Annotated in this window: 22 protein-coding genes; 13 read left to right on the top strand and 9 right to left on the bottom strand. The window is 49.8% G+C overall.

Going from position 1 to position 22,780, the window contains the following annotated elements:
- Positions 1–85 precede the first annotated feature (85 nt).
- Positions 86–1,483: a DUF3422 family protein gene (locus PQG83_RS08840; protein WP_312748604.1), complete on the bottom strand. Its 1,398-nt coding sequence runs from the start codon at positions 1,481–1,483 to the stop codon at positions 86–88.
- A gap of 175 nt (positions 1,484–1,658) precedes the next feature.
- Positions 1,659–2,597 carry a YheT family hydrolase gene (locus tag PQG83_RS08835; RefSeq protein WP_312748602.1) on the bottom strand — a complete coding sequence of 313 codons (939 nt, stop codon included), beginning with the start codon at positions 2,595–2,597 and terminating at the stop codon, positions 1,659–1,661.
- Positions 2,598–2,932: 335 nt separating this feature from the next.
- Here PQG83_RS08835 and PQG83_RS08830 point away from each other — a divergent pair, with 335 nt between their 5' ends.
- Positions 2,933–3,478, top strand: coding sequence for a c-type cytochrome (locus tag PQG83_RS08830; RefSeq protein ID WP_312748600.1), 546 nt, complete (start codon positions 2,933–2,935; stop codon positions 3,476–3,478).
- Between the two features lie 150 nt (positions 3,479–3,628).
- Here PQG83_RS08830 and PQG83_RS08825 read toward each other — a convergent pair whose 3' ends face one another.
- The gene (locus PQG83_RS08825) at positions 3,629–4,159 is read right to left on the bottom strand and encodes an outer membrane beta-barrel protein (protein WP_312748599.1); all 531 of its coding nucleotides are present in this window, start codon (positions 4,157–4,159) and stop codon (positions 3,629–3,631) included.
- A gap of 289 nt (positions 4,160–4,448) precedes the next feature.
- On the bottom strand, positions 4,449–4,715 hold the full coding sequence (locus PQG83_RS08820) for a hypothetical protein (protein WP_312748597.1): 267 nt from the start codon (positions 4,713–4,715) through the stop codon (positions 4,449–4,451).
- 451 nt (positions 4,716–5,166) lie between these two features.
- Between PQG83_RS08820 and PQG83_RS08815 the strand changes: the two genes are divergently transcribed.
- Entirely contained in the window at positions 5,167–5,844 is a 678-nt protein-coding gene (locus PQG83_RS08815; protein ID WP_312748595.1) for a hypothetical protein, read from the top strand.
- A 580-nt stretch (positions 5,845–6,424) separates the two neighbouring features.
- The gene (locus tag PQG83_RS08810; protein WP_312748594.1) at positions 6,425–8,113 is read left to right on the top strand and encodes a glutamine--tRNA ligase/YqeY domain fusion protein; all 1,689 of its coding nucleotides are present in this window, start codon (positions 6,425–6,427) and stop codon (positions 8,111–8,113) included.
- Between the two features lie 19 nt (positions 8,114–8,132).
- Here the strand turns inward: PQG83_RS08810 and PQG83_RS08805 are convergent, their stop codons facing one another.
- Positions 8,133–8,834, bottom strand: a complete 702-nt coding sequence (locus PQG83_RS08805; protein WP_312748592.1) for a pseudouridine synthase — start codon at positions 8,832–8,834, stop codon at positions 8,133–8,135.
- Positions 8,835–9,662: 828 nt separating this feature from the next.
- Here PQG83_RS08805 and PQG83_RS08800 point away from each other — a divergent pair.
- The 4 genes from PQG83_RS08800 to PQG83_RS08785 all read left to right on the top strand — a co-directional run bounded on the left by PQG83_RS08800 (position 9,663) and on the right by PQG83_RS08785 (position 15,416).
- Positions 9,663–10,403 (top strand): hypothetical protein, encoded by a 741-nt coding sequence (locus PQG83_RS08800; protein WP_312748590.1) that lies wholly within the window; start codon positions 9,663–9,665, stop codon positions 10,401–10,403.
- A gap of 111 nt (positions 10,404–10,514) precedes the next feature.
- Positions 10,515–13,097 (top strand): BREX system ATP-binding domain-containing protein, encoded by a 2,583-nt coding sequence (locus tag PQG83_RS08795; RefSeq protein WP_312748588.1) that lies wholly within the window; start codon positions 10,515–10,517, stop codon positions 13,095–13,097.
- 279 nt (positions 13,098–13,376) lie between these two features.
- On the top strand, positions 13,377–14,627 hold the full coding sequence (locus PQG83_RS08790) for a hypothetical protein (protein WP_312748586.1): 1,251 nt from the start codon (positions 13,377–13,379) through the stop codon (positions 14,625–14,627).
- 519 nt (positions 14,628–15,146) lie between these two features.
- A complete protein-coding gene (locus tag PQG83_RS08785) occupies positions 15,147–15,416 on the top strand; it encodes a response regulator (protein ID WP_312748584.1) in 270 nt (89 codons plus the stop codon).
- A 188-nt stretch (positions 15,417–15,604) separates the two neighbouring features.
- Here the strand turns inward: PQG83_RS08785 and PQG83_RS08780 are convergent, their stop codons facing one another.
- Positions 15,605–16,072, bottom strand: a complete 468-nt coding sequence (locus PQG83_RS08780) for a helix-turn-helix domain-containing protein (protein WP_312748582.1) — start codon at positions 16,070–16,072, stop codon at positions 15,605–15,607.
- A 96-nt stretch (positions 16,073–16,168) separates the two neighbouring features.
- Between PQG83_RS08780 and PQG83_RS08775 the strand changes: the two genes are divergently transcribed.
- Positions 16,169–16,684, top strand: coding sequence for a methylated-DNA--[protein]-cysteine S-methyltransferase (locus PQG83_RS08775; protein WP_312748580.1), 516 nt, complete (start codon positions 16,169–16,171; stop codon positions 16,682–16,684).
- Between the two features lie 95 nt (positions 16,685–16,779).
- Here the strand turns inward: PQG83_RS08775 and PQG83_RS08770 are convergent, their stop codons facing one another.
- Entirely contained in the window at positions 16,780–17,430 is a 651-nt protein-coding gene (locus PQG83_RS08770) for an NUDIX hydrolase (RefSeq protein WP_312748578.1), read from the bottom strand.
- A gap of 234 nt (positions 17,431–17,664) precedes the next feature.
- Between PQG83_RS08770 and ettA the strand changes: the two genes are divergently transcribed.
- The 4 genes from ettA (at position 17,665) to PQG83_RS08750 (ending at position 20,509) form a co-directional block, all read left to right on the top strand.
- The gene (gene ettA / locus PQG83_RS08765; RefSeq protein WP_312748576.1) at positions 17,665–19,350 is read left to right on the top strand and encodes an energy-dependent translational throttle protein EttA; all 1,686 of its coding nucleotides are present in this window, start codon (positions 17,665–17,667) and stop codon (positions 19,348–19,350) included.
- A 94-nt stretch (positions 19,351–19,444) separates the two neighbouring features.
- Positions 19,445–19,633 carry a hypothetical protein gene (locus PQG83_RS08760; RefSeq protein WP_312748574.1) on the top strand — a complete coding sequence of 63 codons (189 nt, stop codon included), beginning with the start codon at positions 19,445–19,447 and terminating at the stop codon, positions 19,631–19,633.
- Positions 19,626–20,078: a hypothetical protein gene (locus PQG83_RS08755; protein ID WP_312748572.1), complete on the top strand. Its 453-nt coding sequence runs from the start codon at positions 19,626–19,628 to the stop codon at positions 20,076–20,078. The genes PQG83_RS08760 and PQG83_RS08755 overlap by 8 nt, the downstream gene beginning before the upstream one ends.
- A gap of 86 nt (positions 20,079–20,164) precedes the next feature.
- Positions 20,165–20,509, top strand: a complete 345-nt coding sequence (locus tag PQG83_RS08750) for a hypothetical protein (protein ID WP_312748570.1) — start codon at positions 20,165–20,167, stop codon at positions 20,507–20,509.
- A 376-nt stretch (positions 20,510–20,885) separates the two neighbouring features.
- On the opposite strand, the gene PQG83_RS08745 is transcribed toward PQG83_RS08750, so the two are convergent.
- Complete coding sequence (locus PQG83_RS08745) at positions 20,886–21,521, bottom strand: peroxiredoxin (RefSeq protein ID WP_312748568.1); 636 nt, start codon at positions 21,519–21,521, stop codon at positions 20,886–20,888.
- 250 nt (positions 21,522–21,771) lie between these two features.
- Between PQG83_RS08745 and purE the strand changes: the two genes are divergently transcribed.
- On the top strand, positions 21,772–22,260 hold the full coding sequence (gene purE, locus PQG83_RS08740; protein ID WP_312748566.1) for a 5-(carboxyamino)imidazole ribonucleotide mutase: 489 nt from the start codon (positions 21,772–21,774) through the stop codon (positions 22,258–22,260).
- Positions 22,261–22,437: 177 nt separating this feature from the next.
- Here purE and PQG83_RS08735 read toward each other — a convergent pair whose 3' ends face one another.
- Positions 22,438–22,722 (bottom strand): DUF1653 domain-containing protein, encoded by a 285-nt coding sequence (locus PQG83_RS08735; RefSeq protein WP_312748564.1) that lies wholly within the window; start codon positions 22,720–22,722, stop codon positions 22,438–22,440.
- Positions 22,723–22,780: the final 58 nt, after the last annotated feature.

Genomic DNA, 22,780 nt, shown 5'->3' with positions numbered 1-22,780 from the left:
AGAAATCCGGAGGGAGCCTGTCCCTGGTTTGTCGGATCAGGCTGCGGTCATACAGGTGCAGGAACGAGGAATATGGGAGGAACGATTAAGCACCATCGGGAGTATGAGAGGTGGAGGCAGGAGGCATTGCTGTAATTTTCCTTTGGATGCGGTTTCTTCCCCATGTGATGATGGCAAACGAGAGACCTAGAGCAATGGGCACGAAGATTCCAGAGGCCAACTCATACGTGTCGAGCCAACCGATTTCGTGCAGGGCCTTAAAGAGGTAGTTGGCTAACCCACTCACGTAATAGGCAATCACGATTACGGAGAGGCCTTCCACGGTATGTTGCAAAACGACTTGGCTTTTGGTGGTCTTATCCAAGCTGGCCAGGAGATTCACATTTTGATCTTGTTGCGCCAAATTTTGTTCTTGTAAGAGTAGTTCCACCTTTGTACGCAAGACTGCAATGGTACCCTCAAAATCCTGCTCTAGAGCCTGAACACGGGAGAGCAATTGCTGGTATCCATCGGCGACTCCTGTGATTTTCCATTGAAAATAATCGATGAGCGTTCGACCGTAGGGCAGCGGTTGCTCCTGGAGGGCCTGGGTATTACTGTGCACAATTCGATCATAGGGGACCGAAGCGGAAAGGCGATACCGCAGCGAAGCGGTCAACCGTCCCACTTCAAGAAAATCATGGGTTAACCCTTCCAGCCATTGTTGAAGCGTGCTATGCGTGGCTCGGTTCAGTTCTTTCGTGATAAGGGTCCGTTGATAGAGATGACGCTGTTCGAAGATTTGAACCTGATCGACCGACCGGGAAAAGGCTGGATAAGGCAGTAGAATCAGATGGGTATAATTTTCAAGAGTCGTCACAATCGTCATGAGTCTGGCTAGTTTTTGCCGAAGCACAACAGGATCAGGAGCCCAAATGAGATATCGTTCCCGATCATGTTCGTCTGGAGTAAAGCTGGTGGCCACGCAGATGTTCTCCCCCAGAACCTGGCTGGCATACAATTGTGGTCCCGGGAGAAGGGTTCTTAATTCCTCCTGGTCGTAAGTACGCTCAGGGATGATTAAGAGATCCAACGCGTTGACTTGGATGCCCAACGGAGAAAAGGGAAACACATAGTCGAAAAATCCCAACGGGCCGAATCCCAATGGCTGGGTTGCGTTAGAGGGAATATGCCAAACCTGATAGCTGTAATATTCAGTGTGAGCCTCCCAAATGACAATGAGTTTGTCCCCATTCGTGCCTTTCTTTACTCCGAATCCAACCTTGTCTTCCATGACGGCGTGGGCGGAATCGATCTCTAAGCAGGTCAGAAGCTGTTGAAACTCTTTTCGACTTTGGGGACGTTCCACTGCCGGGTTCGCCATACGATAGGCGGTGTGATGCACATGGGCGGGAACATCCAACCAGCCTTCCAAATATTTTTCTTGCGCCTTATGCATTTGGCGAAGAATGCCTTTTCCTGGGGATCCGGGTTTTAATTTCATGGACGTGTGAAAACTTGTGATGGGAATCGTGACAGAAAGGATTGGCTACGCATTTGAACAGAGTTCTACCCTACCTGAGAGGTCTCAGGCAAGTGGAGAATAGGCGTGAAGGCGATAAGTGTTTAGGGGGTTTGAATGGCGTTCAAAAGGGAAGAAGTCCAGGAACCGATCGTGGTCATGCTGAGTTGAGTCGAGCATGAATCCAGTCGCATAGACGATTTTCGGCCCAAAAAGGATCCTCATACTTATAGTGCCGTTGAAGAAATCCGCAATGGCCCCCATGAGCAGGCGCCTCAAGCTGGATGAAAGGATTGGCGTCGAGAGCAGGGTCGGCAAACATGTGGTAGGGGATAAACGGGTCGTCTTGGGCGGTGATGACGAGAGTCGGGATGGTGATTGAGGACAGCGTGTTTCGAGCGGCGCTTTGTTCGTAATAATTTTCGGCACCTCGATATCCTCCGTCTGGAGCGGTATAGATTTCATCAAATTCCCACATGGTCCGTATATGAGAGAGGTGTGAGAGATCCCACCGACCTGGAAAGAGGCGGGCTTTTTTGCGTAATTTTGCGGTTAAGCTTTTTAGGAAATACCGATGATACAGCCAATTTGAAGGATGTTGCAGGGCGCGTACGCAGGCTGCGGGCTGGATGTTGGGACAGACGGCTGCGACTCCACGAAGAGAGGGGAGGGTGGTTCCATGCTCGCCAGCTAATTTGAGGGCAAGATTGCCTCCCATGGAATACCCGATGAGCCACACCGCGGTGCAGCGATCCTCTTCGGTAATTTCTTGAATAATCCTGGCGTAATCCTGACTGAGCCCATTGTGATAGAGGGTGGGTGTCAGATGTTCGGATCCGCCACAATTGCGTTGATTGATGCGAATGCAATTCCATCCTGCATCCCAACATTTCCTGGCCAGGCCCCGCATATAGTGGGATTCAGTGCACCCTTCAAGGCCATGAACCATCAGGATGGTGGGGTGCTGTGAGGGGCAGGGTTGCCAATGACATTTTGTGAGTAGGCCCACTTCGGGAGAGACCTGAAAGATACGGTCTTGTGTGGGCAATTCCGATGGGAAACGACCACGGGGCCACCAGCGGGGGAGAAGGGTCATGCGGTGCGGGCCATCTAACCACGGGTGTGGAATAAAAGGTTGGGACGGCCACAAACAATGATTAGTCATGTGTGAGCGGGGTGAGGCTTTCGATGGCGGCTTTTCGATTGTCTCTCATGTGTGGGATACCAAAACTCCTGTGCGTAAGACAAGTCAGGATAAGGGCATGAGACAGGGAAGTGGCCGGTCGGGGTAGGTGTGATTCACCTTGCACGGGGAATGACTATTTGACAGGGCACGAGAACTTTCGGTAGACCACCTCAGGTTTTATGAGTTGGTGGTTCATTTAGTTTGGTCATTCCTTCAATCTTTACCGCAGGATCGTGAACGCGTCTATGAAAAAAAAACCAAAGTCTTCACAATTTGTAGGAAGCCGGGAAACCTTTCTCATTTTTATTGTGGTGGCCTGCGGGATCATGGCGACCATTTCAGTGAATCTGTTCAATCAATCGCCTTCGGATCCTAGCGAAGCCCGCGTGGGGGAATCCACCAATCCGGAGCAACCAAAGTCCCCATCCGCCAAAGTTCCGTCTGTGGAGCTGACCGATGTGCCACTGGCCACGGGCACCGAGCCACTGGAAAAGTTGTTTGTGCAATCCGGCTGCGCGGTCTGTCATACCATTCCAGGTATTGCGCCTGCTCTGGGGCGTGAAGGTCCCCGGTTAATCCTAGGGACGAATGGACCCCTTCGATTGGCGGACCCTCAATATCAGGGGACGGCGACAACCGTTCGTGAATATGTCCAGGAATCGATTTTGAATCCAGGCGCGTACGTGGTGCCCGGATACTCCGATCGGGTGATGCCCCGATGGTATGGGAAGCGACTGAATGCGTTGGCGTTGGATCGAATGGCCGAGTATTTAGAAAGCGTGAAGGAGTAAAAACCCTCTGGCAGCTTCACACGATGGGAACGCATCCATTCATCTATTTATGGTGTAGGCTCTCCCAATCTCTTTGAGCATGTCAGGCCCCATGGTAATGGTCATCCAACGATACGACCGCCTGCCATCGTGAAGGGTGATGTGAGGGTATTAGGGTTGGAACCGAAAGCCGAATAACATACCGATGTTGAAATTGTCGCTATTTTTCCGATTATCCAGATCAATATCCTGGAAAGTAAAAATGAGTGTACTTGACAGATCAACGGTCCGATTGATCTTGAAGGCTGCGGTAGCCCCAAAAGGAAAGCTATAACTGACATCGCTGTCATCACGACGGCCGTGTTCCAAATCTGCATAGACAAAGCCAATTCCACCAAAAGGAATGATGGTGACCGCACCGACGGGAATGTGATACCGACCGATTCCGGCGAAGGTGACTTGAGTGAGGTCGCCGCCGGGAGAAAACAAGAGTTGCGGGCCAACAGAAACTTGTGAGTTGAGAAAATAGTCTCCCTGAAAACTGAGTGTGAACACGGTGTCGTCGGTGGTATCTGACAGGAAACCGATATCCGTTCCAAAGGCCCACTTGTTTTCTGCCCGTGCGAAGGGACTGCCCACTGAGAGCGCAACAATGAGGGCTAAGACGGCCAAGATCGTTTTTATCCACTTATCGATCATCATGTCTCGTTTTCCTCTTGGTTCAATAGGTTGAGTGTGCGATGGAACTTACCCTTCTCTTAATTCGGAATCACTGACTGGTCTTTAGTCCTGACCCTGCCGTTTCAGCGTAAACTCGTTTTCATAACCCTTTTTTCCCTTGGTCCTCATGGTATGCCATCGGCCACCTGAAGATCAGAGAATAAAAGGAAGATGAGAGATATTGCCCACCTCCTCCCGGCCCTTGCCATCACAAGTTGGAACAGTTTGGAGGGGATTTAGACCCTCAGAGACGTGAGGTCAGGAAACTTTTTTAATGTTTCGCGGTATCTTCTGCCATTTTCTCGGTACTTTCCATGGCCTCGTCGACGGCTTCTCCTGTTTTTTCGGCTGCGTTATCCATGGCTTCCCCTGTGCTTTCCATAGCGTTATCGACGGATTCGGTTGTATTTTCTGCCGCTTGATCAAGGGTCTTCCCGGCTTTTTCGGCAGGCCCTTCCGTTTCCCCGCACCCTGAAAAAGAAGCCATCAGTCCGAGCGCACAGACGAGACTCAGCCCTAATAGGGATAATCGATTCATAGCAGAAACCTCCTGTTAAAGTTGGGAAACACCTTGCTGTCCATCCTTTTGGTCCCTCGATCCAGAGGGGTCTTCGAGTCCGGAGAAGGGGTTGAATGGGATACGAGGACCAATTCATGCGTGAATGAACTTAATCTATTGTACTCTAATTTGAAGAAAGATCAATGATAATTAGGTAATTTTTTTTACGTGAATGTCTTGCCTGACCATTTACCTGATTGAAACCGGAAAATCCAGGAATGGCTCAGGACAGCGGGCGTTTTGGATGAGGTCTTCTCGGAATCTGGTTGTCCCGTTACCGGTTGGATATGACGGGATAGGATATGGTGCATGGGGAGGTGGTGCCTTATGTCTTTTGTGTCTTAACTTTTTTGAATACCTGTCGATAAGACTAGTACGTCGCATTGGAATAGTCAGTAGAAAACAACAATTTTTTTCGGTTGAGGTTGTTATGGCAAAACCGGTTGGAAAGCTTCGAAAAATAAATTTGAGTGAAGTGTGGGGAAATGAGGCCGACGGGTTTGCTTCATGGCTTCAGCAGGAAGAAATTTTAGACATATTGGGAGAGACGATCGAGCGCCCCCTCAAGCCGGCCGGCAGTGACATTCCTCTGAGTATTCTGGCCGGAGGCGTTCTCGCCAAAGATGCGAAGACCGGGAGTTACGTGATTGTGTTGGGTCATTTGGAGGGCATTGATCCCGACGCGCTGGGTAAACTGATTATGTATGCTGCGGGCCTTGATGCGAAGACGGTGGTGTGTGTGGCCCAGGGTATTTCTGCGGAGATTCGCCAAACCCTGGATTGGCTGAATGGCGTTTCCCGTGATGAAGTGACATTCTATGGCGCGGAACTTGAGTTATGGCGCATTGATGATTCCGTCCCTGCTCCCAACTTTCACCTTGTTTGTCAGCCCAACCTGTGGGCCAGGCAATTGAAAAATGGTCAGGACGAGGGTGGGGAATCGAAAGCTGCGAAGGGATCTGAATTCGCTGAATCGAACGCGAACCATGAAGAAGGCTCCAAAGGGCCAAAAGAGAAGGGCGCAGCCCAACAGGGAAAACCCGCTGCACCGGGCAAAGATGGAGTGTCCGTGCGTCAGAACTTTGTGTATACCAAAACCTTCTCCTAAAATCCGGTTGCGGTCCATCCGCTGTTGGTTGTTTTTTTTTACCTCATCTCCAATACATGTAACAGGGAAGAGGCCTCCTGAGGGGCGTTGAAGTGCTCTTCACTCCCTGTCATTCCTTCCGTGCCCTAACCCAAGGTTCTTGATTCGAATCCACTAGATGAATCGATTACATCCTGGGGCGGTGACTTGCCGATCTGCCTCCGGAGGCCGGATTGAATTTGCCCCTCGGGATCCTCGTTTTCTCTCTAGCCGTCATGCCTGGTATTTTTGAGAGTTGCGACGCTCATGCCGTCTCTGTCTGGAGCCGGTTGGACGGGTTTTCGTAACCCTGGGGGATCGAATCTTGTCTGGCTCGTGTTGAGAGTTGGCGCGACTCATGGTAGCGTGGGGGCAACTGTACTCTCCACGCCTGGCGAATAACCCACAGGTCGTCTGGAAAAGTTGTTTGGAAAGGCCGTCCTCGGACCTTTTCGGACACTCTCTCTGCCTAGAAACGGGAATCAAACAGCCCGAGTTTTATTTTTTGAAGATGCGAGGCGCTGGGAAATGTTTCATTTAATTTTCTGAAAGCTTGTTTACTATGTCGTCACCAGACCAACATGTTTCCATCGACTTTATTAGAGCCAAGGTTATGGCAGATCTCGAAAGCCAGACTATTGGCAAACGAGTGCATACCCGTTTTCCCCCTGAGCCGAATGGGCATTTACATATTGGTCATGCGAAATCCATCTGTTTGAATTTTGGCATTGCCCAGGAATTCGGTGGGCTGTGCAATCTTCGTTTCGATGATACGAATCCGACCAAGGAGAACATGGAATATGTCTCTTCCATTCAGGAAGATGTCCGGTGGTTGGGCTTTGAGTGGGATGATCGCCTCTTTTTTGCCTCAAACTATTTTGAGCAACTGTATCAATTTGCGGTGCGACTGATTCAAACCGGCCATGCCTACGTGGATAGTTTAACGGCCGAGGAGATCCGTGTTTTTCGAGGGACCCTGACTGAGCCAGGGAAGGATAGCCCGTACCGGAATCGTACTGTTGAAGAAAATCTGGCCTTATTTGCCCGGATGCGGTCCGGAGAATTTGAGGACGGGGCCCATGTATTGCGAGCCAAAATAGATATGGCCTCGCCGAATATTAATCTGCGAGATCCTGCCTTGTATCGTATCCGACATGCCACCCACTATCGGACCGGTGATGACTGGTGCCTCTACCCAACCTATGACTTTGCGCATCCTCTTTCCGATTCGTTGGAGGGCATTACGCATTCGTTGTGTACGCTGGAGTTTGAGGATCACCGTCCCTTATATGATTGGTTGCTCCGGGTGTGTGAGGTCTCGTGTTATCCCCAGCAAATTGAATTTGCCCGTTTGAATCTCGGGCATACTGTGATGAGTAAACGCAAGCTTCACCAGTTGGTGGAAGAGAAGCATGTGGACGGGTGGGGGGATCCCCGATTGCCCACCTTAAAAGGGCTACGGCGTCGGGGTTACACGCCTGAAGCGATTCGAAATTTTTGTGAGCGGGTGGGGGTGGCGAAACGTGACAGTGTGATTGAAATGGCCGTGTTGGAACATACGATCCGAGAAGATTTGAACCGGTCGGCGCCGCGGGTGATGGCGGTATTGCATCCTCTGAAAGTCATTATTGAAAATTATCCGGTTGGGCAGGTTGAGATCTTAGAGGCGATTAATAATCCTGAGGATCCCACCCAGGGCACACGTGAAATCCCTTTCTCCCGGGAGCTGTATATTGAACAGGATGATTTCCGGGAAGATCCACCTAAAAAGTTTTTTCGCTTATCTCCAGGGCAGGAAGTACGTCTGCGCTATGCCTATATTATTCGCTGCGTCGGTGTCGAGAGCGATCCCGAAACCGGAGAAGTGACGGCTCTACGATGTACCTTCGATCCTGAAACGAAAAGTGGCGGGAGTCAATCAAGTCGTAAGGTAAAAGGGACTCTCCACTGGGTCTCGGCTCAACATGCCCTTCCTGCCGAAGTCAGACTGTATGAGGCCCTGTTGACTCAACCGAATCCCGGTTCGGGGAGTGAGCCTCAGGATCTTCACCACCTGCTCAATCCACATTCCTTGACCGTGTTGTCTGATTGCCAGGTCGAACCCGGTCTCAGAGGGGCGCCATCAGGTAGTCGGTTTCAGTTTGAGCGGCAGGGATATTTTTGCCTTGATCCGGATTCTACTCAGGGTCGTTTGGTCTTTAACCGGACGGTACCTCTTCGAGATTCATGGGCAAAAATTGATAAGAAGTAAGAGCTCTTTCACCAAAGATTCAACCCCGATGTATTGGTATTTTGAAAATAGCCAACAATTGTCTCTCCTCGTCGGGTGTTGAAAACCTCCATGTTCCAACGGGGATATCCAAGGGCAAAGTGCCGATTTGTATGCGTTTGAGATCGAGAACTTTGAGCGGCGTATGAAATTTTGGATCTTTCAGGGCGTGAAAGATTCGACGGAGATGCCGGTTTTTCCCCTCCTGTAAGACGACCTCTAGCTGTGTTTTGGGTCCGACTTCTCTTTTTTTTGTAATCCTGTGTACTTTTAATATTCCGATGGAAGTGGAAACTCCCTGCAACACGCGGGACAAGTCATCGTCTGAAATTCTTCCCCGGATCTCAACCTCATAGGTTTTTTCGCATCCGCCTGGTGCGGTGAGCCGATCAACCATTGTTCCATCTTGAGTGAAGAGCAGGAGGCCACGGGAGTCTTTGTCTAAGCGGCCGATTGGTACCCAGCCTTCCTGCAATAGGAAAGGCGGTAGGATATGATAGACCGTTTTTCTCTCCCTCTCATCTTTTCGAGTCACCAGATACCCTTTGGGCTTATGGAACAAGATGACGCTGGTTCGCGCCCGTGGAGAAGGTCCTGTTCCAGCGTCCAATCCCTTGAAGTCAGGCATGCCTGGTTTTTTTGTTGAATCGCCAGTGGCCGAAGAATTCGAGATCTCTGGTGGTTTTTGTCGCAGGACACTCACAAGTTCGAGCTCCTTCTTGGCTAAAGGGTTGGGTCCTTGGGAGAAGTGTCTCCACTAACTGGGTCCGGTACGCTGATCCATTCCCCTTGGAGCCGATGAGGGGTGTGCCAACCAACTGGGCTCTGTAATTTATAAGTTTGTTTCTACTGTCGGTTCAATTGAATAGTGATCTGCTCAAAGCCGTGGCTGGACCGTGAATATGAACTCTGGGCGTGTAGTGGACTTGAAATCGCCGCCTGAGGCATCTTCCAATAGAATTTTTTCTGTAAACAATTGTTTTTTAAGAGAAAATGTGGAAATCGCCGAGAAGAAAGTCTTGCCTATTGTTTTGTAGCATTTTTGGAGTTATTTTCTTTAAAGAAAGGGTATGTTTTTTTTGGCATCGAGTAAAGACCTGTAAAAACCCTGCCGATACAGAGAGTAGAGGCAGGAATGAAGAACCGCTCTCCTGGGGGTCTTCGACATGTTAGGGAAAATTTGTTTTGTCTTGGCCATGGTTGCTTTAGCTTGTTGTGTGACGGTGCTCTCCTGGTTTGGATGGGTCCATGGAGTGTCTTGGTCAAGGCGCAAAACCTGTTCTCCTCATCATGAGTAAAGATCACTCAGCTTATCTCCCGACACCTGCCTCGTTTGTTCTGTAGTTTGAGAACCGAATCCATTCTTTTTTTGACCGTGCTATCAGTATTCCTGAGTCCTTGCGGGTTTGAGGCCGGTTGCTGGAATGTCGCGTTAGCCGGGATTGACTGTCTTTGGGCGCAATTCGGACCCGGCACGTACCTCTCATCCCGCGAATTACCTTGAATACTCCTGAACAGGAGGTCCGGCGATATGTCGAGCAGTAAACGACCGCCCAAAGAACTACAGCGGCATCCACGAGTGGTAGGGACCGTTCCCAACTGGCAACGTGAGGAGACCTATCCCTGCGCCCAGAGTTTAAACGATACCTTTTGGCGGTGGGAGTTTCTCCGGCGTCGTTCGGATTACCGGAAGGATTGGGAACAACACTACCTGCAAACATACGATTTTGATCTGTCCTGTGCCAAAGATCCTCAGTATCCCACTCGATATCGCAAAAAAGTTTTTACGCCGGATCATCCGGCATTTAAAGCTCGCATGCCCAATTCATTAGAAAAATACCATCTCAGTGGCCTTCCGAATCCCGCCATTGCCAAACCCTGGATGTTGTCATTTGATTCGAATTACGGTCGGATCTATTTCGGACAGGGACCGGATTGGCTGGGGGGAGGTGAAGAGGTCACCTTGTGTTTGTCGGAATGGCGAATGGCGGCCGTGTTTGATCTGAAAAAGCCGTTGTCGGGGCAAATTGAAAAAGTGAAGGCAGATCTTATGGAATGGCAAAAACATCAAGTCGGTCGAAATCTCGAACGGCGAAAATGTCGGGATGAATGGCCGATGTATCTCCGCGTGCTGGATGCCGTGGATCTGGGTGTGCCGTTTCATGAAATCGGACGAACGTTATTTCATCTACACGATGATGAAATATGCGAAGCGCGAGCTAATCAATTGTATAAACGTGCCTGTCAAATCAGTGTGCATTTTCCTGTGTAAGAGGTCCAAGGTGACGAGAGCCCGGTAGACTGTGGGCATAGTCAATGAATCAGGTGTGGAGTGGGAAAAGTCTGAAAATTTCAGAATGAACATGGGGGAAGGAACCGTACGATGAGCAAATTAATTGAGGCCTTAAATCGCTTACAGTCCGTGAGAACAGAAGAAGGTCTGCCTTCCTCCCTTTCTTTGCTCTCTGACTCATGTCCGGACAAGCCGGAATCTGTGCAACAACATCCGCCGGATACGAAATCATCGCCCCAGAACAGTATTCACTCCGAGGAGGGTCCCCGATTTAATCTGGCTCTTTCCGAATGGCTGGGGATTCTTCACCATGAATATCTTGGGAGTTTCGTCCGTGAGGGGGGTGGAGCGGTCAAATTTGCGGTGTTTCCCAGTGAAGACGGATTAAAAACCTGCCAACAGGAATTAGAGGGACTGGCCAAACGTGAAGGATATGTCTTGGCAAAAGTCGACGCGCGATTCACAAAAGCCCACATGATCGAGCGATTGTTTCAGAAAATTGCCAAACAAATAGATTGGGATGAACTCGCGTATCGGTTTCTCCAACGGTTACTCGAAGAGCATGGGCACCAAATTCCTTCAGACCGACAGGAATTCTCGTTGCGGCAGGTTGCGATGGTGAATGAACGGAAGGAGCCGATGCTCCGCCGGGATATTCAAACATGGATGGAAAAAGCGATTGAAGGCGATTCGGGCCTGTGCCGTGAATTTCGCATGGCGATGATCCGGCTGTGTATGGCTCAGCTGGATGCCGGCGATTCTGATCGTGTCTTGGCCTCAGCGGTGAAAGAGTGGTTGTGTGGAGACCTTCGACTGGTGAGTGGCGTCAAAAAGGCGCTGATCTATCAAAAGATTTCGCGTCATAACGCACGGTACATGCTGTCTTCTTTAACTCGCTGGCTTCGATTAACAGGACAGGGGGGCCTCATTCTCTCACTCGATATCTCTCGGTATCTTATGAAAAAGGATGGGTTGCCGAATGATGGCTCCCTGTCCTTTTCGCCTTCAGCCACCATAGATTTGTATGAATTGCTTCGTCAATTTATTGATTCGGCTGATGAGATGGAAGGCTTGCTGATGGTGGTCCTGGCTCCGCAAGAGTTCCTGACCGATTCCCGTCGTGGTGTGGATCGGTACGAGGCTTTGAAATTGCGGGTATGGGATGACGTTCGTCCGAAACACCGTCAGAATCCGTTGGCCTCGTTGGTCCGGATCCAAGACCATCATCAGCAGGTTTCTGAAGAAGCGCATGCTTCCACCGCCACGCCAAGGAGAATGGTGCCTGATGGAGAAGCCCGTCGTGTCATTGAAGGTCTTCGGGCGGGGGTTCCGAACCGGCATGTGGTGACGACGCTTGGATGTCTTCAGCCAGAGGCGGAGGGACGTTTTCGGCGGTTATTAGAAGCCACACAGCAAAATATTACTGCGGGTCCGTGCCCACGGGGTATGGTGATCGAGGGCGCCTTTGGTAGTGGAAAATCGCATATCCTGGAGTATCTCCAAAATCTGGCGCTGGATGCCAATTTCATCTGCAGCAGGATTGTGATCAGTAAGGAGACGCCTCTGTATCACCCTGTCCGTTTGTATTATTCTGCGATCGAAGCTGCGGTGATTCCCGACAAACGCGGGGAAGTGTTTTCGGAAATTGCGGGTCAATGTGATGTCTGGGCACCGCGCTATAAGAATCTTGTGACGTGGGTGAATGATCCGGAGAGTCAGATTGATGCCAGGTTTGCCGCGACGTTGATGCTGTATGAACGATTGAGCTCCGATATGGAATTGGGCCACCGAATGACTCGATTTTGGACGGGAGACCCCATCGGGGTAGGAGATTTAAAAAAGTACCTGCAAGAAGCCGGATTTGGAGAGCGGTATGCGTTTGGAAAAATATCGGCTGCAGAATTGGCGCTTCAGCGCTTTCAATTTGCTGCCCGTCTGATGCAAGCCGCCGGATATGCCGGGTGGATTTTGCTGATCGATGAAGCCGAACTGATTGGCCGATATTCGGTGAATCAGCGCGCGAAATCTTATGCCGAAGTGGCACGCCTCATGAACTCAGATGGCGGTCCTACTCTGCCCGGCTTGGGTGCTGTGCTGGCCTTAACCAATGATTTTCGGGAAGAGGTCTTAGAGAAAAAAGGTGACAAGGTCAAACTTTTGGAAAAACTTCGAGCGAAGCAGACGGAAGCCGAACGACTACTGGCCGACAAAGCGGAGAAAGGCATGGGCTTATTGGAGACCCAACGCATTCCCCTTGGACAGCCACCGAACGATATTATTCAAGAATCCTATCAGACGATTCGATCGCTTCATCTGAAAGGGCATGGGTGGCATATGTGGGAAAATGCGGCAAATGATCCCGCCCAAATTACCCCGGGAACCAGTATGCGGAAATATGTCAAGAGTTGGGTGACACATTGGGATTCACTTCGTTTCTATCCCGGAGAAGCGTGTGAAATTGAAGCTTCGACATGGAAGCCGTCTTGTGTCGATCAGGATGACGCCCAGAAAGTCAAGGCGGAAGAAGCTAACCAGCAGAAAAGCCATGGGGGGCGTTTTGCAGTGGAACCCGATTCGACGATGGCGGAAAAATCTGGAGACGAGGAATTTGTTGCCCCCGGCACTCCAAACGCCTCTGGCTCCTTCACCAATGGCCCTAAAACTGCTTTCTAGCTCCGGTTCTGACCTTTTGGCGGAACTCCTCGTGTTCATGATAAGGTAGGCTCATCACGAAAGGGCGGTTCCCTTTCGTGCATGACGCTCTACTTTACTTCCCCGAATATGTAGCCGTATTCATTTGCATATGAACCTGGTTCCCTTTTGCCTCCTCTCAGGTTTCCTATTTATTTTAGACACTATGAATATGGGTTTTTTTGATCCGCTTGTCGTTTCGTGACTGCTTACACGCAGGCCCTACCTGCCTCTCCTTCTCCATTCCTCACGATTTTCCGCATGTGGTGGCCCTTGGCCGCGAGTTGGATGCTCATGGGTTTGGAGTTTCCACTGGTCACGGCCACGGTATCCCGCCTGGCCGATCCTGAGGTCCATTTAGCAGCCTATGGTGGAGTGGTTTTTCCTCTCTCATTGTTGATCGAGGCACCCGTCATTATGATTTTGGTTGCGTCCACCGCCTTATGTAAGGATTGGTTGGCCTACCGGCTTATTCGAAATTTCATTCTGGTTTTGGGAAGTCTTCTCACTGTCGTGCATGTCGTCGTGGCCTTTACGCCGGTGTACGGGATGATCGTACAAGACGTGTTAGGTGTTCCTGATATTATTGTGGAACCGGCCAGAATCGGTCTTCAATGCATGACGCCATGGACGCTCTCGATTGCGGTGAGAAGGTTTTTTCAGGGAGTGGTGATTCGTGCAGGGCAGACGCGCCTGATTGGACTGGGAACCTTGGTCCGTTTATTCATAAGCAGTTCGGTCTTAATTTGCGGAATCGTTCTACAGAGTTTTCCAGGGATTGTCGTGGCGACAGTCGCGATGTCTTCCGGGGCAATGGTCGAGGCTGGCTTTATTTTGTTTTTCGTGCGTCCGATCCTCACCAATCTTAAAATGAGTCCGGTGCATCCTTTGCCTCTCACACTGAATCAATTACGCGTGTTTTATTGGCCTCTCGCATTTACTCCACTCATTTCTCTTGGGAATCTACCGATTGTCAGTGCGGCCATCAGTCGGATGCCAAACGCGATAGAGTCCTTGGCTGTCTGGCCGGTGTTGGGTGGGCTCTCGTTTGTGTTTCGGAGTGGAGGATTGGCGATGCAGGAGGTGGTTGTCGCCCTCTATGACCGACCGCATTTTCTCGTCCCTCTGAAGAAATTTGTGACGATAGTTTCAATCTGTACGAGCGGAATCCTTTTTATCATTGCAGCCACTCCTCTCTCCACTCTCTGGTTTGAATGGGGTGCGGCTCTGACTCCTGAGCTGACCGTGTTGGCCTCCACAGCCCTCTGGCTCATGGTGATTTTTCCCGCTTTGAGTCCATGGGAAAGTTTTTTTCAAGGCCAGTTTGTTCATCGTGGGATGACTTCTGTTATTACTCAAGCCGTGTGTTTGTATCTGTTTGGAAGTTCCATGTTTTTACTGGCCGGAGTTCTTTATGGGCAAGTGACCGGATTATATGTGGGCTTGGCCGCGATGCTTTCCGGGTTCGGATTTCAACTATGGTGGCTATGGAGGAAACAGTCGCAGGTTTGATGTCCACTTAGGGTCTGTTGAAAAAAGCCGCCAGCGGCGTTCTCGCCATTCTTCCGTGCTCACGTACTACGCGTACGCTCCGCGCGTAAAAACGGCTGCGGCCTTGCTGGACGGACTTTTTTGAACCGACCCGGAGCCTTTGATGAGAAATCTGATCCTGGGCAAATTTTCCCTTGAAAATCTTTATTATTCAACACTCCCACTTACACAAATTTTAAGGATTGTTCGAGGAATGCTCGGCTGGCTCCTAGACCCGTCAGGTGGTTTGGAGGTTCATTAGGGGGATGATGGGGAAAACGGTGAATGATAAACCCTGCATGTTGCAGGTTTCCTCCTTCATATCGGTCACTAAACTATTTCTGATGTAATGGTGTAAGTTTTTGATTTTTTAATGAAAAATTTATTGAGGGACAATTTCATTGGGAAGGAACATAAATTGCTCATATTTAAGTGGCGATGGAAGTTGCGCCTTTTCAAGGATAGCGAGCATTTTTATTCGTGAATACTACTGGTGAACGAATGAATAGGATTTTGGTGATTGATGATGATATCCAGGTGAGGGAGTCTGTTTCTCTTTCTTTGGAAACAGCCGGGTATATGGTTATGGCCGCAAGGTCCTGCCAGGAGGGGCTCCAAAATCATGAAAATTTCCAAGCGTCCTTGATTATTATGGATGTGTTGGCGATGGAAGAAAGAGATGACCAACCCACTGCACCTGTTCTTGAACAATCTTCTCGTATTCCGATGATCACGCTGACGGGAAATATTCCTGCATCTGGTAGACCATGAAGGGCCCTCACCAAATATTCCAGCCGACCTGCACCCTGCAAAAACCCTTTACTGTTGATGAGCTTCTCCAAACCGTGCAAAGGGCTTTGGTCGGTTTCGTTCGTTCTTCTCCCGTTCCTATCCAACTTTCATAACAGCCATTTCTTTCTTTGGTTCAACTCAATCTTTGGGTAAGAAGGTTTGGGTGGTTAATCGTTGGGAGGTTCGAAGTGTCCTGGAGGTCTAGACCCCCAGGGAACAGTGGTGGGGCGCACCTGCTTGAAAAGGCTTTGGAGGTTTACCTGAGCGGCGCGAATTAATTTGGGATCACCGTGGTGCAGCAGGCTCGTGAGCAAGACGAAGAGGTCTTGGTAATCACGGCTGGTTTGGATTATTCGTTGAAAGAGGGGATCGGGAGAGGAGGTGCTCGGAAGTTCCGGATTATCTTCCTCAGAGTCATTCCATAACCGCAAAAGGGTCCGGGGATCATGATGGAGCCAGGACTCAGGCACATTCAAGGATTCTGCAATCAACGCCATCGTGGACAACGGAGGGTCCCAATTGCCCTTTTGGAAATCCTGTAATTTCGTCAGGGCCACGCCCGTTTGTTGACTCAGGTCGGCCAAAGAGAGTCCTCTGGTTTGACACCACTGACTTAAATGTTGCTGAATGGACATGGTCCGATCATAGGAAAATGTTCGTCAGCCTGTCCATCTTCAATTTCGGCCGCACCCTAGACGGTTTCACCTGCGATAATCGGGAGGATCAGGATCGTGAAGCCACCAGTGCCCCAAAAAGCCTCCAAGGATACCGGGATTTTTTACTGGATTAGTCCAAGTCCGGTTGGCCGCCTTCTTTTGGTGGGAAACTCAGATGGGTTGCAGGGCCTGCAGTTTCAAGATGGAGCCCACCCTCTGGATATTCAGCCGACATGGACACAATCACGTGAGCCGTTTCATGCGGTGCTTGAGCAACTGGAGGAATACTTTGATGGTTTCCGGACACGGTTTCAGATCACATTGAACCTACAAGGGTCCCCCTTTCAACGTCATGTCTGGAAGGCCCTTCAACGTATTCCCTATGGCCGAACCGTGTCGTACGGAGAAATTGCTCAACAGGTTGGCAGGCCGAAGGCCTCACGAGCTGTGGGAGCCGCCAATGGCCAAAACCCTGTCTCTATTATCGTGCCGTGCCATCGGGTAATCGGATCTAATGGAAAACTGGTTGGTTACGGAGGTGGATTACCCATCAAAACCGCCCTATTAGCCTTGGAACAGTCGAGGCATTAACCTCCTGTCCTTTTCGCCCGTCCCCACTGCCCTCACTTCCCTCAAGCCTGGAACACAAGATTTTCCTATATGTTAATCCTTTGGTGGGTCGACGGTTAGGATGTATAAAAGGACGGAGCTTTTTGGATGGGGACGACGGAAGAATGGGTTTGAGAGGTGGAGGTTTGGATATCCTTGACGTATCGAGTTAACGATTCATGGATGACGGGGAAGGCCAGATGGTTCCAGGGGATGTCGGCAAGGGAAATCAGTTGGACATCCAGGCTTTCCGGACCCGGTTTAAAGTTCAGGTTTTGTAGATGGGCCCGGTAGACCACATAGACTTGAGAGACATGTGGAAGGCTAAATATACCGAATAAACTATGAATGGTGATTTCCGCGTGCGCTTCTTCAAGGGTTTCCCGGGTTGCCGCCTCTTCGGTGCTCTCGCCTAATTCCATAAATCCAGCCGGAAAGGTCCAGAGCCCTAAACGAGGTTCGATGGCCCGTCGGCAGAGGAGAATTTTGTCTTCCCATTCAGGAATACTGCCCGCCACGATCTTGGGGTTTTCATAGTGGATGGTATGGCAGGAGGAACAGACGGCTCTGAGAAGGGATTCACCCGAAGGAATTTTTTCTTCAACGACGCTTCCACATTGAGCACAGTATTTGATGTTATTGGGCAAGGTGGTAGATCTACATTTAGATGGACACGATATTGAGCGAGAGACTTGAGCGTGTTTCACGATCTGAAGAACCTGGGTCATGTGGACTTTTCTTTATCATACTCTGTCTCGCCTGTAATTCAATGGGGTGTTTCCATGACGGATCCTTTTCTTTATGGGCAGCATATCCCAGTCACATTTTGTAAGGAAAGGGGGCCCATTTGCCGCACTGCATTGTGAATCTTCGTATTCCTTTGGTAAGGTTGGCATCTGCATGTGCTTTCTTGCAACCCTGACAAATCGTGGATCGTGTGAGAACTGATTGGAGCGAACGGCATGAGTACGAATGATCGACAAATTATATTTTCTTTGGTGGGTGTGGGCCGCATCCATCCCCCGAAAAAGCAGGTCTTGAAAGATATCTATCTCTCATTTTTTTACGGGGCAAAAATCGGGGTTTTGGGATTGAATGGATCGGGAAAGAGTACCCTTCTCAGAATTATTGCCGGCGTGGATACCAACTATATCGGGAAAATTACCTTCTCAAAGGGGTATTCCATAGGACTGTTTGAACAGGAGCCGTATTTGGAGCCAGGTAAAACGGTGAAAGAAGTCGTTGAAGAAGGGCGGGCCGAGGTTGCCCAATTGCTCCGAGATTACGAAGAGATCAGTCAGGCCTTTTCGGGAGATGTGAGTCCTGAAGAGATGGAAAAGTTGCTCGAACGGCAGGGCAGACTGCAAGAGCAAATCGAAGCGGTCAATGGCTGGGAATTGGAGCATCAGTTGGAAATCGCCATGGATGCCCTCCGCTGTCCACCACCGGATACCAGAGTTGACCTCTTGTCAGGCGGCGAACGTCGGAGGGTGGCTTTGTGCCGGTTGCTGATCCAGGAACCCGACATCTTGCTGCTTGACGAGCCCACAAACCATTTGGATGCGGAGACGGTGGGGTGGTTGGAGCAGCACCTTCAGGAATATAAGGGCACCGTGATTGCGGTGACCCATGACCGGTATTTTTTAGACAATGTGGCTGGGTGGATCCTGGAGTTGGATCGTGGGCAAGGGATTCCCTTCCAGGGCAACTATTCTTCCTGGTTGGAGCAGAAGCAGGCGAGACTGGCGCAGGAAGAAAAATCCGAGTCGAAACGACAAAAAACGTTGGAACGGGAACTGGAATGGATTCGTATGTCTCCCAAAGGCCGCCAGGCTAAGGGGAAAGCCCGCGTATCGAAATATGAACAATTAGTGAGTGAAGAGCAGAGTCAACAAACTGACGATTTGGAGATTTATATTCCTTCCGGCCCGCGTCTTGGTGATGTCGTGGTGGAAGCCACTAATCTCTCGAAGAGCTATGGGGATTCCCTGCTGTTTGATAATCTCTCGTTTTCCTTGCCCAAAGGGGGTATCGTCGGTGTGGTTGGGCCAAATGGGGCGGGAAAGTCCACCCTGTTTAAAATTATTGCCGGGTTGGTTAAACCGGATACCGGCAATCTGACTCTGGGTGAAACGGTCACATTGGGCTATGTAGATCAGAACCGCGAGATTGATGGTAATTTAAACGTCTGGGAATGTATTTCTGATGGAAAAGAAACCGTTACATTAGGAAGGATGGAAGTGAATTCGCGTGGGTATGTGTCCCGGTTTAATTTTTCAGGATCTGATCAACAAAAAATGGTCAAGGATTTGTCGGGAGGAGAACGCAACCGGGTTCATTTGGCCCGCACGTTGAAAGAGGGTGCGAATCTGTTATTGCTGGATGAGCCGACGAACGATCTGGATGTCAATACTCTGCGGGCTTTAGAGGAGGGATTGAATCATTTCGGAGGATGTGCGGTGATCAGCAGTCATGACCGATGGTTTCTGGATCGTGTGGCCACCCATATATTAGCCTTTGAAGGGAACAGCCAGGTGAGTTGGTATGAAGGCAATTACAGTGAATATGAGGCTAATCGCAAAAAGCGATTAGGGAAGGCTGCAGAACGTCCCCATCAAATTCGATACAGAAAACTGACCAAATCCTGATGGAATAAGGATGGCAAGAGAACCTGTTAATAGTCCTTCTTCCTCAGAGAAGTCTCCTCCTGTTTCAACATCGACCGGGAGACCTCGTTCCGTTATGATTGCCAGAGTCATAGGGATTCTGTGTGTTGCGGTAGGATTTGTGCTGGGTATTCATGGATTAGAACATCCTGGCTCTCCCATGCTTCCCACCGCTTTAGGGATGATTGCGACGGGCTTAGTTGCACAAGTGTTTGCATTAGTGAAGGCCTGTTTTGTGGGTTCACAAGGCAAGGGGGATGACTGAATCATCCGGTAGTGCGATGCCTCATCGTCTGATTGTGAGCCAATTGAATCCATGGGTAGTCCTTATGCTCTGTCTCGCACTCGCAGCCTGTTCTCACTGGCGTGATAGCTATTTCGACGATGGCGTGGGGGTTTTAACGCAGTCCGATATCAAAGGGAAGCTGGGAAAACCTCATATCGTTAAAGATCCATTGCTTTCGGACACGACCACTTGGACGTACAGGTTTGCGATGTCCGAAAGTGAATTGGATCCGTCCGGAGTCAAAGCCTTGGGTAAGCAGGCTGGAAGTCTGATGGGTGGGGCTCAAGGTGGCCCACGTGAAAAAGTTTATTGTTTTATGTATGTTTTGACCTTTGACAAAGAGGGGATCTTGCGCCATTGGGAGCGGGAGCTCTGTCAAATTCCCCAACCCCCCGATCCGTTTCAACGCGGACTTTCGGGCTAGGAATGGTTCAGTTCACAGAAGTCAGCAAGAGATCCTCACCGTGGTGATAGAAATTTTCACACAATAGAATTGATGGGATTAAACGCATGAGTGTGCATAAAAGCGGAGCCTTTCTTCAGCAATGTTTCTCAGTACATCCGCTTTGTCTGAATGTGAAGCTTGTTTCTCCTCCGCAAATTGTCGGGGTGCTCTGTACAAATTGTCAGATGCGCCATCGTTTAACCCTTCCGCAGGCCCTTGTACCCACGGAGTCGGGTACCGACATTGCGCGTCAGGAACTATTTCTGCTTCAAGGATGTGTTCAAAATCATCCTCACGATGTCCGGGTCAGCTTGGTCCATATCGAACAGTCTGCGGTAGAATTCAAATGTGGCTCCTGTCATCGTACCTATGAGTTGCATGTGGCCCTGTTTGAGACCCATCAATCTTGACTGATCTTTTACTGCAATTCCTTCTTGTCCTTTTTCAACTTTTCTCTTGAATGCCCACAGGTGGTTCAACTTTGAAGCGTCTTCTGAGAAGGGTTGGACGGAAGCGAGTCCTGATGGGAGTACGTCACTTGTCTGTCAGCAATCTCCCTCCGTGTAGAACTTGAATGTACGTTTTCTTCTGACTTGGTGTGGTCCTGGGTCACTTGCGAGTCTGAAGGTACCTCCTCAATTCGTGAGATAAACGTGGTCAAGGTAGCCATGTGAGAACCTGACTCCTTCAGTAATTGGGAGGGGATGCGGAGAGAAAAGATTGGATGCGTCACGGGAGGCAGCGCCATACACATGTGGCGCTGCCTCAACTTTTTTGTCAGAAGCTCTAACGGTTGGGTTGCGGGGTAAAGCGTAGATAAGGTTTTACTGCACGATGCCCTTTCGGAAACAGTGCGGGGATTTCTGCATCCGTCACGGCTGGTGTGATAATACAATCTTCTCCGTCTTTCCAGTTTGCCGGTGTGGCAACTTTATGTTTGGCCGTTAATTGCAGTGAGTCAATTACCCGGAGAATTTCGTTGAAATTTCTGCCAGTTGATGCGGGATAGGTGAGCGTTAATTTGACCTTTTTATCCGGTCCGATCACGAATACCGAACGAACGGTCATATTATCGAGTGCGTTGGGGTGAATCATATCATAGAGGTTTGCGACCTTTTTTTCGGGATCGGCAATGATGGGATAACTCACCGTACAATGTTGAGTTTCATCAATGTCCTTGACCCAGCCTTTATGGGAGTCGAGTGGATCCACGCTGATAGCCAACACTTTCACATTTCGTTTTTTAAACTCTTCCGTCATGTTCGCCATGGTTCCCAATTCCGTGGTGCACACGGGAGTGAAATCCTTAGGATGTGAAAAGAGTATGCCCCATCCGTCACCAAGCCATTCATGGAAATTCAGGGTACCTTGCGTCGTTTCTGCTGTAAAATTTGGTGCTTCATCTCCTAGACGTATTGCCATAATCTTTCTCTCCCATTATGAATGAGGTGAATAATATATCTCTCCGGTATATGAAATCCCGCGAGAAAATTTTTTAGCTCCTAAAGAAAATTCTTACAAAAACGGAGGAAAACTAGTGTAAGACAGTTTCTGTTATATGGTCAACTTGGGTCAAGATGCGCTATCGTAAGCCCGTTTAATGGAACCATGGACTTTTTCGCCATCCCTCGTCATCTGTGAATAAAAACGGTAAGAAGGAGTATAAGAGGTTATGGCTCAGTCATCATTTCGGGTTGCAATTCTCATGAGCAGCCAATCGGATTGGGACACGATGCGGTTAGCGGGTGAAACGCTGACTAAGCTGGATATAACCCATGAGAATCGGGTTTTTTCTGCCCATAGGGCTCCAGATGCCTTGGAGGAGTATATTCGTGAGGCGGAGGCTGGTGGAGTGCAGGTATTTATTGCCGGGGCTGGAGGGGCGTACCATTTAGCCGGGGCAATTGCGGCCAAAACCCAATTGCCGGTGTTGGGTGTCCCCCTGCAATCAAAGGCTCTGCTAGGCCTCGATTCCCTCCTGTCCATTGTGCAAATGCCCAAAGGTATTCCTGTAGGAACCTTGGCGATAGGAGGCGCTGGAGCCGTGAATGCGGCGTTGTTGGCTGCTGCGATTTTAGCCTTGGCAGATGCTTCTCTCTCCAAACGGTTGAATGCCTATAGAGAAGAACAAACGCGTGCTGTGTTGGCAGAACAGTTGTGAGTGTCGAGGGAGCATTCTCTAGATAGTTTTTCAAACAAGGTGTATGACGGGCACGGTCTTTGAGGGGAGAATTCCCAGGAGCCTCCCTCAGCGGAATCATAGATTTGATGTCTGGCCAAGCCGGCAATCAACATGGAAAGGCACTCTGTCTGATCAGACGAATTCCGGTTACACTCCTCAGGGTTTGATGGTTGTGGTGTCTGTTCCGGTGTTGGCACCGTCGATATATTCAAATCTGAAGACGAGTTTCCCCTCTACTTCAATTTTTTCCCTAAACATCTTTTCCGGTCTGACCCACAGGCCGAATTCGCCATAGAGTGCCCGGTAGACCACGAGATCTTCTTCTGTTTCGGAATGTTTGGCAACGCCAATAACCTGGTATTCTTTCCCTTTATAGTGACGATATCTGCCTGGTTGAATCATCGTCAGACCCTGATCCTGATGCGGCTGTGGTGTGTGCATAACATGTGTGGGTGTTGCTCTGTTCGCAGGGTTCTACCACGAGCTACCAAGTGCCTCA

The sequence above is a fragment of the Candidatus Nitrospira neomarina genome, assembly GCF_032051675.1.
Taxonomy (GTDB): Bacteria; Nitrospirota; Nitrospiria; order Nitrospirales; family UBA8639; genus Nitrospira_E; species Nitrospira_E neomarina.
The sequence above is the reverse complement of the archived record's forward strand: the minus strand, read 5'-3'. Positions and strand labels throughout refer to the sequence as shown.